This window comes from Bradyrhizobium sp. CCBAU 45394 (assembly GCF_028128655.1).
Taxonomy (GTDB): Bacteria; Pseudomonadota; Alphaproteobacteria; order Rhizobiales; family Xanthobacteraceae; genus Bradyrhizobium; species Bradyrhizobium diazoefficiens.
Genome location: NZ_LBIX01000017.1, coordinates 311,405 through 326,130, shown reverse-complemented (window position 1 = coordinate 326,130; position 14,726 = coordinate 311,405). Strand labels below are relative to the sequence as shown.

Annotated in this window: 13 protein-coding genes; 6 read left to right on the top strand and 7 right to left on the bottom strand. The window is 65.4% G+C overall.

Annotated elements, in window-relative coordinates; all coding sequences use genetic code 11:
- Positions 1-77 precede the first annotated feature (77 nt).
- The 5 genes from WN73_RS10980 to WN73_RS10960 form a co-directional block, all read right to left on the bottom strand.
- Positions 78-1,130 carry an amidohydrolase family protein gene (locus WN73_RS10980; RefSeq protein ID WP_271552712.1) on the bottom strand — a complete coding sequence of 351 codons (1,053 nt, stop codon included), beginning with the start codon at positions 1,128-1,130 and terminating at the stop codon, positions 78-80.
- A gap of 272 nt (positions 1,131-1,402) precedes the next feature.
- Complete coding sequence (locus tag WN73_RS10975) at positions 1,403-1,924, bottom strand: hypothetical protein (protein ID WP_271552711.1); 522 nt, start codon at positions 1,922-1,924, stop codon at positions 1,403-1,405.
- 65 nt (positions 1,925-1,989) lie between these two features.
- Positions 1,990-2,805, bottom strand: a complete 816-nt coding sequence (locus WN73_RS10970; protein WP_271552710.1) for an MBL fold metallo-hydrolase — start codon at positions 2,803-2,805, stop codon at positions 1,990-1,992.
- Between the two features lie 105 nt (positions 2,806-2,910).
- Complete coding sequence (locus tag WN73_RS10965; protein WP_271552708.1) at positions 2,911-4,431, bottom strand: permease; 1,521 nt, start codon at positions 4,429-4,431, stop codon at positions 2,911-2,913.
- Positions 4,428-5,177 carry an ABC transporter ATP-binding protein gene (locus WN73_RS10960; RefSeq protein WP_271552706.1) on the bottom strand — a complete coding sequence of 250 codons (750 nt, stop codon included), beginning with the start codon at positions 5,175-5,177 and terminating at the stop codon, positions 4,428-4,430. The genes WN73_RS10965 and WN73_RS10960 overlap by 4 nt, the downstream gene beginning before the upstream one ends.
- 261 nt (positions 5,178-5,438) lie before the next feature.
- Here WN73_RS10960 and WN73_RS10955 point away from each other — a divergent pair, with 261 nt between their 5' ends.
- From WN73_RS10955 to WN73_RS10930, 6 genes are all read left to right on the top strand, one after another.
- Positions 5,439-6,314, top strand: a complete 876-nt coding sequence (locus tag WN73_RS10955; RefSeq protein ID WP_028173717.1) for a branched-chain amino acid ABC transporter permease — start codon at positions 5,439-5,441, stop codon at positions 6,312-6,314.
- A gap of 5 nt (positions 6,315-6,319) precedes the next feature.
- Positions 6,320-7,471, top strand: a complete 1,152-nt coding sequence (locus WN73_RS10950; RefSeq protein WP_271552703.1) for a branched-chain amino acid ABC transporter permease — start codon at positions 6,320-6,322, stop codon at positions 7,469-7,471.
- A complete protein-coding gene (locus tag WN73_RS10945; RefSeq protein ID WP_011090654.1) occupies positions 7,468-8,226 on the top strand; it encodes an ABC transporter ATP-binding protein in 759 nt (252 codons plus the stop codon). Before WN73_RS10950 ends, WN73_RS10945 begins: the two co-directional genes overlap by 4 nt.
- A gap of 4 nt (positions 8,227-8,230) precedes the next feature.
- Entirely contained in the window at positions 8,231-9,019 is a 789-nt protein-coding gene (locus tag WN73_RS10940; RefSeq protein ID WP_271552798.1) for an ABC transporter ATP-binding protein, read from the top strand.
- A gap of 94 nt (positions 9,020-9,113) precedes the next feature.
- Complete coding sequence (locus WN73_RS10935) at positions 9,114-10,952, top strand: AMP-dependent synthetase/ligase (RefSeq protein WP_271552701.1); 1,839 nt, start codon at positions 9,114-9,116, stop codon at positions 10,950-10,952.
- A 99-nt stretch (positions 10,953-11,051) separates the two neighbouring features.
- A complete protein-coding gene (locus WN73_RS10930; RefSeq protein WP_038966119.1) occupies positions 11,052-12,251 on the top strand; it encodes an ABC transporter substrate-binding protein in 1,200 nt (399 codons plus the stop codon).
- A gap of 186 nt (positions 12,252-12,437) precedes the next feature.
- Here WN73_RS10930 and WN73_RS10925 read toward each other — a convergent pair whose 3' ends face one another.
- Entirely contained in the window at positions 12,438-13,562 is a 1,125-nt protein-coding gene (locus WN73_RS10925) for a lysozyme inhibitor LprI family protein (protein ID WP_161532388.1), read from the bottom strand.
- A 115-nt stretch (positions 13,563-13,677) separates the two neighbouring features.
- Positions 13,678-14,409 carry a transglutaminase-like cysteine peptidase gene (locus WN73_RS10920; RefSeq protein WP_271552699.1) on the bottom strand — a complete coding sequence of 244 codons (732 nt, stop codon included), beginning with the start codon at positions 14,407-14,409 and terminating at the stop codon, positions 13,678-13,680.
- Positions 14,410-14,726 lie beyond the last annotated feature (317 nt).

The window sequence follows — 14,726 nt, the reverse complement described above, 5'->3', positions numbered from 1 at the left end:
ACCAAGACTTTTCGAGGACGCTTCCCAGCGGCTACGACGGAAGAGGGGTCGGGACCAACATCCCGGCCCCTCTCTCGTCATGACGGCAAGTGGAGCCGGTAGATATCGGTCGCGGTCTGCGAGAACAGTGCCGTCTTCTCGGCCTCGCCCAGTGGCGCCGCGATACGCTTGAAGGCGTTGAAGATCACCTGATAGCTGCACTGGCCCTTGTCCGGCGGGAAATTGCTCTCGAACATCGCGCGCCTTGCGCCGAACGCCTCGATGCAGGTCTCGATATAGGGCCGCCAGGCCGCGGCAAGCTCCTCGGAGGACGGTGGGCTCTCGCGCAGATGGAAATCGTAGCCCAGCAGGCACATCGCGAGGCCGCCGAGCTTCACCACCACGTTCTCGCATTTGGCGATCTCGCGGATCGAGGCGCGCCATTGCGGAAACACCTCCTCGCGCCGCCCGGCAAAGCGGCCGACGCCGGCCGGACCGCCGCAATGGTCGAGCACGATCCTGGTGTCGGGGAAGGCGCGCGCGAGCTCGGTCAGCTCGCCGATCTGCGGATGGAACAGCCAGGCATCGAAGCTGAGGTTCAGCGGCGCCAGGCAGGCAAAGCCTTTGCGGAAGGTCGGATCCTGCAACAGTCCCTTCGGCCGGTTGGCGTACATGCCCGCGACGACAGGATCTTGGTCCCAGGCCGAGGAATGCCGGATGCCGCGGAAACGGCCGTTGCCCGCCGCGATCTCGGCTTCCAGCACCGGCTTGGCGGCGTCGCCCAGCAGCAGGTTCACATGGCTGACGATGCCAGCGCAGATCGCGGCCGTGCCGTAAGCACCGCTTGCGCTCATTGCGGCGACGCCGTTGGCGAACTCGACTTCGCCGACCGGCCGGAACGCCTCGGGCCCGTGCGCGCGATACATCGAGCGGCAGTCGACATAGACGGTGGCGACGATGTTGTGGCCGGAGCCGATATCCGCCGCCATCTCCTCGATCAGGTAGCGGTGCCCGCGATTCCACAGGTGATGATGGGGATCGACGATCGGCCGCGAGGGATCGATGATCTCCTCCTGATGCAGCGCGAGCCAGTCCTCGCGCGGCTCGACGAATAGCCCGCTCGTGTTGGCGGGTAGACCGCTTGCAGCCATCGGCGTTCGCTCCCTCTATGTTTTTTGTGGCGGGAGCCTAGCATCTCGTCCTTGCGCCCGGCAGCGCGCGTTGCTCAGAGCACCATAGCAACGGCGGAGGAGGTGCGCTCCCTCTCCCGCTTGCGGGGGAGGGTTGGGGTGGGGGTGTCTCCACAGAGAGATTCCCAGTGTGGAGAGAGCCCCCACCCGCGCCTTCGGCGCGACCTCCCCCGCAAGCGGGAGAGGTTGCAGCGAACCCGTGGCCCGATCGATTCAGTCAAAATCCATTCGACTTAACCCTTGCGTCGCCTCGCCCTCACATCGACCACAAGTCGCCAATCGGCTGCGGGAGCCGGCTTGACCTCGCCGAGCCAATGGAAGGAGTCGTCCGCGATCTCCGTAAAGCTCCAGCGCGTCAGGTCGCCCGCGTCGGTCTTGCCTTCCTGCACGATGTCATCGCCGCGCGGACGGCCGATCTGCTGACGGAACACGCTGCGGCCGGGATCGAACCAGGAGATCCGCCACGCATCGATGGTCGGATCGTAGACCCGCAGCGTCGTGCCGTACCAGTTGCCGGCGATCGGAAAGGCGGGGCTGCCGCTGGGACGGGGAATGATCCAGACGTCCTGGACGGCGCGTCCCTCCAGCACCCAGCCGAAATGGATTTCGCCGGGCACGGTGTGTTTCGTTCCATCAGGGCCGCGGGCGGAGATCTCGGCATCCCAGTCGCCGACGAAGCGGCCGTAAAGCCGGAGCGCCGCGGCGTGCTCCAAGTTCGGTCCATCCGCGTGCAACAATCTTGCAAAGTCCGTCATGTCGATCTCCTGTTGCGGGGAGATCAGCACCAATGGGCGGCAGCCGGCTTGGAGAAAATTGCGCCTCAGACGCCGTCGAGGATGATCACCGTCGGCTTCGACGGCAGCGCATCGCGCGACATGCGGAAGGAGCGCTCGAGGCGCCGGTCGATCTCGAACTGCTGGCCGATCCGGCGCATGAAGTCGTCGAGCGGGGTGGCGAAACGGTGCATCGGCAACACCACGGAGGCGCGCAGCCGCTTGGTGATCTCGGAGATGCCGTCCAGCGACATGGTGTAGGTGCCGTCGATCGGCACCATCACGATGTCGAGCCGCCCGATCTGGGCGAAATGGCTGTCGTCGAGCTTGTGGTGAAGGTGGCCGAGATGGCCGATGCAGAGGCCGGCGACCTCGAAGATGAAGATCGAGTTGCCGTCGCGGATCATGTCGGTGCCGGCATCGTCGCCGAAGTAGCGGCGGATGTCGGTCGTGACGTTGCGGATGAAGGTGTCGCCGATGCGCTCCGACACGATGGCCGGCTTGCCGTTCTCGCCCCAGCCGTGCAGCACATGGGGAATGCGCTTGTCCGGGTATAAGGAGTAATGCGTGCTGTGCGCCCGGTTCATGGTGACGACGTCGGGCAACCGTCCGACCTGATAGGCGCCGCTATAGTCGGTGGCGATGCGCAGGCCGCCGGGCGTGTCGATGAAATAGGTGGAATGGCCGGCATAGGTGATCTCGACCTCGGCCGCGGCTGTCGCCTGCCGGAAGGCGACCGGCATGGCGCGGGGCGCGGTGTTGGCCATCGCCAGGCATTCGCTGCGCTGGGGCTGCTGCTGAGCGAGGGCAGGCGAGAGGAGCGCGCCGAACAGCGCCAGAGCGGCCGAAACAAGTCGCCACATATCCGTCCCCGATGACTTCAGGAGAAAGTCTAACGCGCAATGCAGCGCGGGGCCAATGGGCTTCGATCAACAGCGCGTCAGTATCGCAGCTGTCATCCGCGCCGCTTATTCGCGTCTTGGGCTGAATTTCCAGGTGATGGCGACGAGGCTCGCGGTGATCAGGCCGCTGACGAGGCCGGCGAGGGGGAGAGCGAGCAGCAGCGCAGCGGTGGCGGCCCAGCCGATCGAGGAGAAGGCCTCGGCAAAGGTCGCAAGCCGGGAAGAGGTCTGGCGGCGGCGGAATTGGCTGCGCCGGGCCTGCACCCGGAACCAGAGCTGGATCGCGGTCGCGGAGGCCGCGCTGATGATGATCGCACCGGCACTGACCGCGGCCTGGATCGGCGAGGCAAACGCCAGCGCCGCGACCAGCGGGCAGAAGATGACCGCGATCGCGATCAGCACCACCTCGATCTTGGCGCGGATGACGCTGGACGGTGTCAGCGGCGCGGTCGCGACGAGGTCGGGAGCGTCCTCGCCCGAGATCGTCAGCCAGGCCAGCCCGCCGGCAAGCTGTCCCGCCGCCATCACGATCACGGGCGTGATCAGCGTCAGTGCGGCAGAACTGTCGGCAAAGCTGCGCCAGAGCAGCAGCGCCGGCGGCACCAGATAGAGCAGCTGCATCAGGGTCTGCGAGATCAGCCAGGGATCGCGCCAGAGCAGCGAGAATTCCTTGCGCCGCAGCGCCTGCTGCCGCGATCCGCCGCGGAACGGGCGTTGCTTCGCGCTGCGGCGGCCGGATGTGCCGTATGCCGCGGCATCGATCGCGGTGTCGGCAAAGCGGCCCGAGAAGATCGCCATGACGCCGCCGAGCAGCACCAGCCCGAGCGCGAGAAGCAGCAACAGCGGCTCGCTGTCGCCCAGGGCGGCCCGCGCCGGCCACCACCAGATGCTGTCGACGTCGGGGGCGTGTTCGGCAAAGGTGCCGGAGGTCAGGATGGTGATGCGCGACAGCGTGCCGTAGGACATGATCGCGGCGACCTGGAGCGCGATCACGAAGCCGGCGCCGATGATGGCGGCGAGGATCTGGGCCACGAAGCGCGTCCGCGCCGGACCGATCAAGCGGAACAGCAGGATGGTGACGGCAATCGCGATCGCCGCGGCTGACAGGCCCATCGCGACCACGACGCCGAACGCCGCAAGCCAGCGCGGTCCGCCGCCGATCACCAGCACGTCGATGAAGGGTGTCGAGAACAACAGCGCCAGCACCGTGACGACGAGCGCGATCGCGGCAATGCGCACCGAGAACAGATTGGCCAGCGTCGCCGGCGAGGACATGATCAGATCGAGATCGGCGCGGGCATAAAATACCCGCGTCACCGATTCGATCGCCTGCGACAGCATCAAGGTCCAGGCCAGAAAGATCGTCGCGGTGATCACGATCAGCGAGGATTTGTCGAGCGGCAGGTCGGCGACGCGGCCGATCACGGCCCAGGCCGGCACGTGCAGGAGCGCTGCGAACAGAAGCAGGCCGATGACGGCGACGCGCGTCCGCCTGCGCCGGCCGCCGGTCATCATGGCGAGCCATTCGCGCCAGGCGAGCCGGAGCTCGTGGCGGGCAAACCAGGTCAGCGCGGTCGCCGAGCTCATGCGGCTTCCTGGAGCGTCACCAGCGCGATGAAGAGATCTTCCAGGCTGGTGTCGGCATGGCCGTTCTGCTGGCGCAGCTCAGTGAGCGTGCCTTCGGCGACCAGGCGGCCCGAGGCGATCACGCCGATGCGGTCGGCCATGCGCTCGGCGACCTCGAGGATGTGCGTGGTCATGATCACGGTGCAGCCGGCGTGGACGCGCTCGCTCAACAGCCCCTTCACATGGCGGGCGGAGACGGCGTCCAGCCCCGTCAGCGGCTCGTCGAGGATGATGAGGCGGGGATCGTGCACCAGCGCGCCGGCCAGCGCCACCTTCTGGCGCATGCCCTTGGAAAAGCCCTCGCAGCGCTCGTGCCGGTGCGGCTCGAGCCCGAGCGAGCTGAGCAGCCCCTCGGCGACCGGTTCCGAGGCGGATGGCGCGATGCCCCACAGCCCGGCGACGAATTCGAGGTACTCCAGCGGCGTCAGCTTGTCGTAGATCATGGGCTCGTCGGAGACCCACGCCATCACCTGCTTGGCGGCGACCGGATTTTGGAGCGCATCGATGCCGAAGATCGAGACCGCGCCGGCGTCGGGCCGCAAGAGGCCCGCAACCATGCGCAAAGTGGTGGTCTTGCCAGCGCCGTTGGGGCCGACCAGGGCGTAGAATTCACCGGCGCGAACTGTGAGGTCGAGGCCGTCGACCGCCGGACGGTCAAAACGCTTCGTTAACCCTCGGACTTCGAGCGCCGAGCTGTCCGGCTTCATGACGGCCACACCATCCGGTTTTGCATCGCCCGCGACCATGACCCGAAGATGTTTCGGCGCGGTGAATCGCACTGCCGCAAATTCCGTCATCCGTCTTGGACTAAAGGCAAGTCACCGTTTGTTGACAGCGCTTGGCGGTTCAGGCTGAATTGGTACCGGGACAAATGGCGCTGACGCAGCGAAACGACTGCGTAGCGACTGGACACAAGATGCGACGAGGCGATCGAAGAACCGCCGGTTGCGTCAGGAGGAAGCGCGGCGATGCTGGATTTCGTTCAGCAGCTGGTCAGCGGTGTTGCGCTCGGCTGCGTCTACGGCCTGATCGCGCTCGGCTTCGTGCTGGTCTACAAGGCGACCGAGGTCGTCAACTTCGCCCAGGGCGACCTGATGATGCTGGGCGGCTTCTTCGCCTTCACCTTCATCGGCATGATGGGCCTGAACTACTGGATCGGCTTTGCCGGTGCGGTGGCCGCGATGGCGCTGTTCGGCATGCTGGCCGAACGCGTGGTGGTGCGGCCGATCCTCGGCTATCCGCAATTCTCCATCATCATGGCGACCATTGGGCTCGGCTACTTCCTGCGCTCGATCGCCGGCATGATCTGGGGCACCGATGATCTGAAGATCGAGACGCCGTTCAGCCAGGGCGTGCTGCGGATCGGCTCGCTGGTGCTCGCCTACGACAAGCTCTCGGTGATCGCGGCGACGATGATCCTGTGCACGCTGCTCTGGCTCTTCTTCAACAAGACCACGCTCGGCACCGCGATGCGCGCCAGTTCCGAGAACATGCTGGCGGCCTATTACATGGGCATCCCGGTCAAGCGCGTGGTGTCGATCGTCTGGGCGATCAGCGCGGCGGTCGCGACCTGCGCCGGCGTGCTGCTGGCGCCGATCACCTTCATTCACTCCAATGTCGGCCTCGTGCTCGGCCTCAAGGCATTCCCCGCCGCGGTCCTCGGCGGCTTCGGCTCGATCCCCGGCGCGGTGGTCGGCGGCGTCCTGATCGGCGTGATCGAGAGCATGGCCGGCTTCTATCTGGCCGAGGGCTGGAAGGACGTCGCGCCCTACGTCGTGCTGCTCGCCGTGCTGCTGCTCAAGCCCGAAGGCCTGTTCGGCCTTCACGTCCGCAAGAAGGTCTGAACGCCATGCGCTTCCTGTTCAAGACCGACTACGAAGACGACATCAAGCTGTTCCCGCATTCGGGCTATTTCGTCTCCTACGGCATCCTGCTCGCGCTGCTGCTGGTCGCGCCTTACGTGCTCTCCAGCTATCTGATGAGCCAGCTCGTCTTCGTCTGCATCTATGCAACCGTCGGCGTGGCGCTGCTGATCCTGACCGGCTTTACGGGGCAGGCCTCGCTCGGGCATGCCGCGTTCCTCGCGATCGGCGCCTACACGGCAGCCTATTTGCAGAAATACAACGTGCCGTTCCCGGTCTACTTCCTCGCCGCTGGCCTTCTGACCGGCATCATCGGCGCGATGGTCGGCTTTCCCGCGCTGCGGCTCCAGGGCATCTATCTCGTCATCGCCACCATCTCCTTTGCCCTGATCGTCGAGGAGATCCTGGCGCGCTGGGAGAGCGTCACCAACGGCAACGAGGGCATGCGGGTCAAGACGCTGTCGCTGCTCGGCGTCGCGGTGCCGCGCGACAGCCCGACCTTCTATTTCCTGTGTCTCGCCGTGCTGGTGCTGACCATCGTCGGCACGCTCAATCTGCTGCGCTCGCCGACGGGCCGCGCCTTCGTCGCGATCCGCGACAGCGAGACCGCGGCGCGCAGCATGGGCGTCAACGTCGCGCTCTACAAGGTGAAGTCCTTTGCGATCTCGGCGGCGATCACCGGCTTTGCCGGCGTGCTGTTCGCGCACAAGCTCTCGTTCATCTCGCCGGAGATGTTCACGCTCCAGCTCTCGATCGAGTTCATCATCGTGATCCTGATCGGCGGCAGCTTCAGCCTGCACGGCGCCGTGCTGGGCGCGATCTTCATCGTGATGATCGACCCGTTCCTGACCTATTTGAAGGACGACATGCCCGGCATCATCGCCGGCATTGCCGCCGCTTTCGGCGCCGGCACCCAAGGAGGGGCCGACGTCCAGTCCAAGGTCGCGGCCTTCGCCTCGCTCAACGGTCTGAAGGGCGCGATCTACGGCATCATCATCGTGCTGTTCGTGCTGTTCGAGCCGCTCGGGCTCTACGGCCGCTGGCTCAAGATCAAGCTCTTCTTCCAGCTCTTCCCGCTCTACAAGCGCGCCACCTTCAAGCGGCAGAAGATCTACGTGAAGTCGGAGCGCAACCGATGAGCTATTTTCGCGCCGAGAACCTGTCGCTGCATTTCGGAGGCCTCAAGGCCGTCGATGCGGTGTCGTTCGCGGTGGAGAAGGGCGAGATCCTCTCGATCATCGGGCCCAACGGCGCCGGCAAGAGCTCGATCTTCAACCTGATCTCGCGCATCTACCGGCCGACCTCGGGCCGCATCTTCTTCGAGGACCAGGACATCACCGAGCAGCCGCCTTACGATATCGCAAGACTAGGCATCGCCCGCACCTTCCAGAACATCGAACTGTTCGAGAACGCGACGGTGCTGTCCAACCTCCTGGTCGGGCGCCACCGCCATTCCACCACGCAGCTCTGGCAGGAGCTGCTGTTCCTGCCGAGCGTGCGCGCCAACGAGAAGCTGCATCGCCGCCGGGTCGAGCAGGTGATCGAGTTCCTCGATCTCGAGCCCTACCGCGACAAGCTGATCTCGGGCCTGCCCTACGGCGTGCGCAAGGTGATCGAGCTGGCGCGGGCGCTGTGCTCTGAGCCGAAGCTGATCCTGCTCGACGAGCCGTCCTCCGGCCTCAATGTCGAGGAGACCGACGACATGTCGTTCTGGATCCGTGACATGAAGAACGAGCTTGGCGTCACCGTGCTGATGGTCGAGCACGACATGTCGCTGGTCAACCGCGTCTCCGACCGCGTCATCGCGCTGAACTATGGCCGGGTGCTGGCGATGGGCTCGCCGGCCGAGGTGCAGCAGCACCCTGATGTCGTCGCCGCGTATCTGGGAGCCTGACGCGATGGATGCCGCGGCGACACCGGACATCATCCTGAAGCTTTCCAACATCGAGAGCTATTACGGGCCGATCATGGCGATCCGCGGCATCTCGCTGGAGGTGCCGCGCGGCCGCATCGTCACGCTGCTCGGCGCCAACGGCGCCGGCAAGACCACCGTGCTGAAGACGATCTCCGGCATTCTCGATCCGCAGAAGGGCGCGATCGAGTTCATGGGCAAGCCGATCCAGCGCATGGAGGCCGACCGGATCGTGCGGCTCGGCCTCAGCCACGTGCCGGAGGGGCGGGAGGTGTTCCCGTTCCTGTCCGTGCGCGAGAACCTGATGATGGGCGCCTATCCGCGCAAGGACCGCAGCGGTGTCGCGGAGGATCTGGAGCGCGTCTACGGCTATTTCCCGCGGCTGAAGGAGCGCATCGACCAGCCGGCCGGCCAGCTCTCCGGCGGCGAGCAGCAGATGCTCGCGATCGGCCGCGCGCTGATGAACCGGCCGACCCTGCTGCTGCTCGACGAGCCCTCGCTCGGCCTGTCGCCGCTGCTGGTGAAGGAGATCTTCACCATCATCCGCCGCGTCAACGAGGAGCAGGGCATGTCGATCCTGCTGGTCGAGCAGAACGCCAAGGTGGCGCTGGAAACGGCACATTACGGCTATGTGCTGGAGATCGGCCGTATCGTGATGAACGACACCTGCGACCGCTTGATGCATTCCCAGGACATCCAGGAATTCTACCTTGGCGCCAAGGAAGCGGGCGCTCGGGGCGAACGGCGCTGGAAAAAGAAGAAGACGTGGCGTTAAGGCAAGACTTGGCGTTAGATGGGGTGCCCGTCCGCAAGACATAGACCGCCGGCAAGGCAGGCAGCGGAGGGGAAGCGACAAGGAGGAGACGCGCATGGCCCGACCGGCGGTGCTGACGGTCGCTGATACGATCGCGAAAAGCTTCTTGCGCGCCGCAGAAACGCGGGGCGACAGGCCGGCGATCCGCGAGAAGAAGTTCGGCATCTGGCAGCCGACGAGCTGGCGCGAGTGGCTGGAGATCTCGAAGGAGATCGCCTACGCGCTTCGCGCGATCGGCTTCATGCCCGGCGACGTCGCCTCCATCATCGCCAATGCCGTGCCGGAATGGGTCCATGCCGACATGGGCATCCTGTGCACCGGCGGCGTCTCGTCCGGAATCTATCCGACCGATGCCTCGTCCCAGGTCCAGTATCTCGTCAACGATTCCGGCACGAAGGTGATCTTCGCCGAGGACGAGGAGCAGCTCGACAAGATCCTCACCTGCCGCACACGCTGCCCATCCCTGCAAAGGATCGTCGTGTTCGACATGGAGGGCCTCAGCGGCTTCTCCGACGACATGGTGATGTCGCTCGACGAGTTTCGCGCGCTCGGGCGCAACCATATGGTCGGGCGCGAAGCACTGTGGCAGGAGATGATCGACAGCCGCGGCCCTGAAGATCTCGCGGTGCTCGTCTATACCTCCGGCACGACCGGCCCGCCCAAGGGCGCGATGCACGCCAACCGCAGCGTCACGCACCAGATGCGGCATGCCAACGACTTCATCCCGGCGCGGGAGAACGAAGACCGGCTGATCTTCCTGCCGCTCTGCCATGTCGCCGAGCGCATCGGCGGTTACTACATCTCGGTCGCGCTCGGCTCGGTGATGAATTTTGCCGAAAGCACGGAGACGGTGCCGGACAATCTGCGCGAGGTGCAGCCGACCATCTTCCTTGCGGTGCCGCGCATCTGGGAAAAATTCTATTCCGCCATCACCATCGCGCTGAAGGATGCGACGCCGCTCCAGCAATGGGTCTACCGCCGCGCCATCGGGATCGGCTATCGCATGGTCGATTGCCGGATCGAGGGCAGGGCGCCGCCGCTGTCGCTGCGCCTCGCCAACCAGCTCGCCTACCGGCTCGCCTTCCGCAACATCCGCCGCATGATCGGGCTCGATCGCTGCCGCATCGCCCTCACCGGCGCGGCGCCGATCGCGCCGGAGCTGATCCGCTGGTATCTCGCGCTCGGCATCGACATGCACGAGGTCTACGGCCAGACCGAGAATTGCGGTGTCGCCACCATGATGCCGGCGACGCGGATCAAGCTCGGCTCGGTCGGCACCGCCGTGTCCTGGGGCGAGGTCGCGCTGTCGCCCGACGGCGAGATCCTGATCAAGGGCGACTTCCTGTTCATGGGCTATCTGAACCAGCCGGAGAAGACGGCGGAGGCCATCGATCCGCGCGGCTGGCTGCACACCGGCGACGTCGGCACCATCGACAATGAGGGCTTCGTCCGCATCACCGACCGGATGAAGGACATCATCATCACCTCCGGCGGCAAGAACGTCACGCCGTCCGAGATCGAGAACCAGCTCAAATTCTCGCCCTACATCTCGGATGCGGTGGTGATCGGCGACAAGCGGCCGTACCTCACCTGCCTCGTCATGATCGATCAGGAGAACGTCGAGAAGTTCGCCCAGGACCACGACATCCCCTTCACCAATTATGCGAGCCTGTGCCGGGCGACGGAGATCCAGGACCTGATCTGGCGCGAGATCGAGCAGGTCAACGTCAATTTCGCCCGCGTCGAGACCATCAAGAGGTTTTTCCTGATCGAACGCCAGCTCACCCCGGAGGACGAGGAGTTGACGCCGACCATGAAGCTGAAGCGCAGCTTCGTGAACAAGCGCTACGCCGCCGAGATCGACGCCATGTATCGCGAACGCGCGGTGGCGTGAGGCGCACGGCCGGAAGGCCGTGCGCAAGGAGACGCTGAAATCAGCGAAGGAGCGATGGCCAACCCTTCGCGCAACACGGGCCAGGGAGAGGAGACGTCAATGTCGAAATCGTTCAGGGCGTTCGGCCTTGCGGTGAGCGCGGTGGTGCTCACGCATCTGCCGGCCGCAGCACAGACCAAGGTCACCAATGAAGGGATCTCGGCGACCGAGATCGTGATCGGCACCCACCAGGATCTGTCGGGGCCGATCAAGGGCTGGGGCGTGCCGGTCTCCAACGGCATGAAGATGGCGGTCGAGGAGGTCAACGCCGCCGGCGGCGTCAACGGCCGCAAGATCCGACTGGTGGTCGAGGACAGCGGCTACGATCCGAAGAAGGCCGTGCTGGCGTCGCAAAAATTGATCGAGCGCGACAAGATCTTCGCGATGGTGGGACCAATGGGATCGCCGACCGTGCTCGCGGCGCAGGACATCCTGCTCGACGCCGGGGTGCTTCAGCTCTTCCCGCTGACGGCGGCGGAGTTCACCTTCAAGTTCGATCCGGCCAAGCCGCAGGAGCGGCTGAAGTTCAACAACCTCCTGCCCTATGTGGAGAGCACGCGCGCCGCGCTCAAATACATGATGGAGTGGAAGAGCTTCCAGAAGCCCTGCATCATGCACCAGGACGACGAGTACGGAAAGAACGTGCTTGACGGATTCAACCAGCAACTGGCTGTGATGAAGGTGCAGCCGGCCTCGATCACGAGCTACAAGCGCGGCGCCTCCGACTTCAGCGCCCAGGTCGCGAAGATGAAGTCCGACGGCTGCGACCTCGTCGTGCTCGGCGCGGTGCTGCGCGAGCCCATCGGCGCCATGACCGAGGCCAGGAAGCTCGGCTGGGACGTCACCTTCCTCGGTGCGACGCCCGTGAACGTGATGGAAGTGCCCATGCTCGGCAAGGAAGCAGTGGAAGGCCTCTATGCCGCGTCGGGCTTCGAGATCCCGTATGAGGACACCGCCAAGGGCAAGGTCCACGACTGGCTCGTCAACTACAAGAAGATGTTCAACACCGACGCCAACACGCAGGCGATCATCGGCTACAACGCGGTGATGACCTTCGCCTTCTATGCGCAGAAGGCGGGCAAGGACCTCACGGGACAGAAGATGCTGGACTCGCTCGAGTCGGGCGAGAAGTTCCTCGACATCTTCAACTCGCCCCCGACGAAGTTCTCCAAGACCGACCACCTCGCCAACACCATCACCCAGGTGCAGCAGGTCAAGGGCGGCCGCTGGGTTCTGGTGAAGGATAACCTGATGTTTTGATGCGTCTTCGCCTCTCCCCGCGTGCGGGGAGAGGCCGGAATTTGCGGGAGCAAATTCCGGGTGAGGGGGAGTCTCCGCGAGTCCATCTTTCACCGTCCTTGCGGAAGCTGCCCTCACCCCGACCCTCTCAGCGCGAGCGGAGCTCGTCGCGGCCCCGCGAAGAGCGGGGAGAGGGAGAAGAAAGACCTACGATCCGCCGCCCGCGGTCCCCGAATTCACCGGTGCCAGCTCGTCTTCACGGCAGCGCCAGCCGTCGCCGGCTTTGACGAAGGCGAAGGTGCGCTGGATCCTGAGGCGGCGCGTGACGTTGAAGGCATCCGCGGAGCGCTCCTTGTTGCCGGCAGCTCCCGGCTGCGGACGACCCGTCCTGGCGTCCCAGCAGGTGCCGGTGCAGGTGGAGGCGACCTTGCTGCATGTGGCGAAGGGCGCCAGCACGACCATTTCGATCTCGCCCGTGACCTGCGCCTCCTGGTCGCTCACCTGGCTGTCGACGGCGTAGACGCGGTTGATGCGCAGGAAATTTCCGCAGGAATTGGCCGCGTGAATCCGCGCGGCGCAGAAGTCGACGGCGTCGGTGTCGGGCGACCGGGCCGCGACCTGCCGGCCGAACACCTTTTTGGGATCGCTCTTGGCGGCGCGGATCTCGTCGGTCTTGTGTGCGAGGTAATCGGCGAGGCAGCTCTCCGCCGATTCGAGCTCTTGCAGTGGCACGTTCTCCTTGCCGACCAGATTGCATCTGCGGTCGCGCTCTCGCGTCCACCGGCCGTATTCAGCGAAGGCAAAGCGGGCCGCAGTCGGGTCCAGCTTGCCGATCAGCCCGAGCACCTGGCCATTGAGCTCCGTTTCGGCGAGCGCCAGCGAGGGGTCCGCGCAGATCAGTGCGCCCGCGGCCGTATTGGCGGCGAGACAGTCGAAATCGGGATCACGCAGGATCGTGGCGCGCTCCTCGGTCACCTTGAGGAGACACGCCTTCACCCGGTCGAAATCGTCGGCGCGGATCCGGGTCTCGCCGACGATGCCGCAGCCGAGATTGCGCTGGCGGCCCCAGATGGCGTTCTCCTCGATGGCCGGCAGGCGGTCGGGCAGGCGGGCGAGCCGCGCTTCGATCGCCGTGCCCAGCTTCTCGGCGGCGGCGGCAAGCTCGGCGTCACCGCAGATCAATTGATTGCCGGGGTCGCGAATCTGCTGGCAGTTGTTCCTGGCGAACAGCGGCAGCTTGTCGGCGATGGAGCGGTCGGATGGGCCGGATTGCGCGAACAGGGGTGCGGCGGGCGCCAGCAGCGCAAGCACAATCAGCCCGATGAACCGCATTCCAGTCGCCCCCGCCTTGCCGGAGGCATGCTAGCGCCCCGGATCGCGCGGTGGAATGAATTTGTGGGGCGGCGCTTTGCGCCGACCCGTTGGCTCTATCCGGCTACAAGCTAGCTCAATGCGCCTCGGCCGTGGCCATCGAGAACCGCACCGGCTCGTCGGCATATTTCAGCACGGCCGACTGGTACAGCACGAACAGCGGCTGGTAGCCCCGCGAGTCGTCGTCCTCGACCATCGCCATGCGGCGGTTGTCCAGCATCAGCCAGTGTCCGTCGAGCTTTGCCGCGGCAACCGCATGCTCCTCGCCGGCGCGGATGTCGCGCACCACGACGACGCGGAGGTCCTCATTGGCAACGCCGGCGAGCCGCAGCGCGGCCAGCTTGGCGATGGCATAGTCTTCGCAGTCGCCGGCGCCGCGCTCGAAGGTCGCAAGCGGCGAGCTCCAGACGTCGTCGGCGCCGTCATTGGCAGCGCGGATGGCGAGGTTGATGGCGCGATTGGTCTCGCCCAGCCGGGCGCGGCCGTCGCGGGCGCGGGCCTGGTCGACGATGGCGAGCAGCTTGAGCGCCGCAGGCGATGCGCAATTGTCGCGGTCGCCGTCGCACAGCGCGAGCTGCACCATGTCGTCGTCGAGCCTGGATTTCAGCGCGGACCATTTCTGCTGGAGGCTGCCGGACGAGATGGCAAAGGCGAACACGCCGAACGGTTCGGCGGATTTGCGCACGAGGACGCCGGCGCCCGGCGACAGCAGCGTGCCGGCGCGGAGCTCTGCGGCCGATCCGAGCAGGACCAATCCGCACAGGACAAGGATTGCGCGCCAGGCGCGCGAGCGAGCAGCGGTCTCCATCTGACATCCCCTTCCGGCTTCGCCAGGTCCCCCTCGACCTGTACGTGCCGGGCTTTGTTGCTTTCGCGGAGATAGTGCGAGACGGGCCGTTTTGTTCTGCTTAATGCGCCCGGCAGGGGCCCCAAAACCGTGGGACAGGCTGAAACGGCTCTGCCCAAATTGCGTAAAATTTTACGAATCGGGGACTAGGAGGTGTCCGGTCGCCGCGAAATGGAAACAATTGCAGGCAGAAGTTGCAGGTAGGCTGATTCTGGCGCCTATGGCTAACGACCCGCTATTTCACGGGTTCTGTTAGTTGGGTCACAGATTTAGTTCCG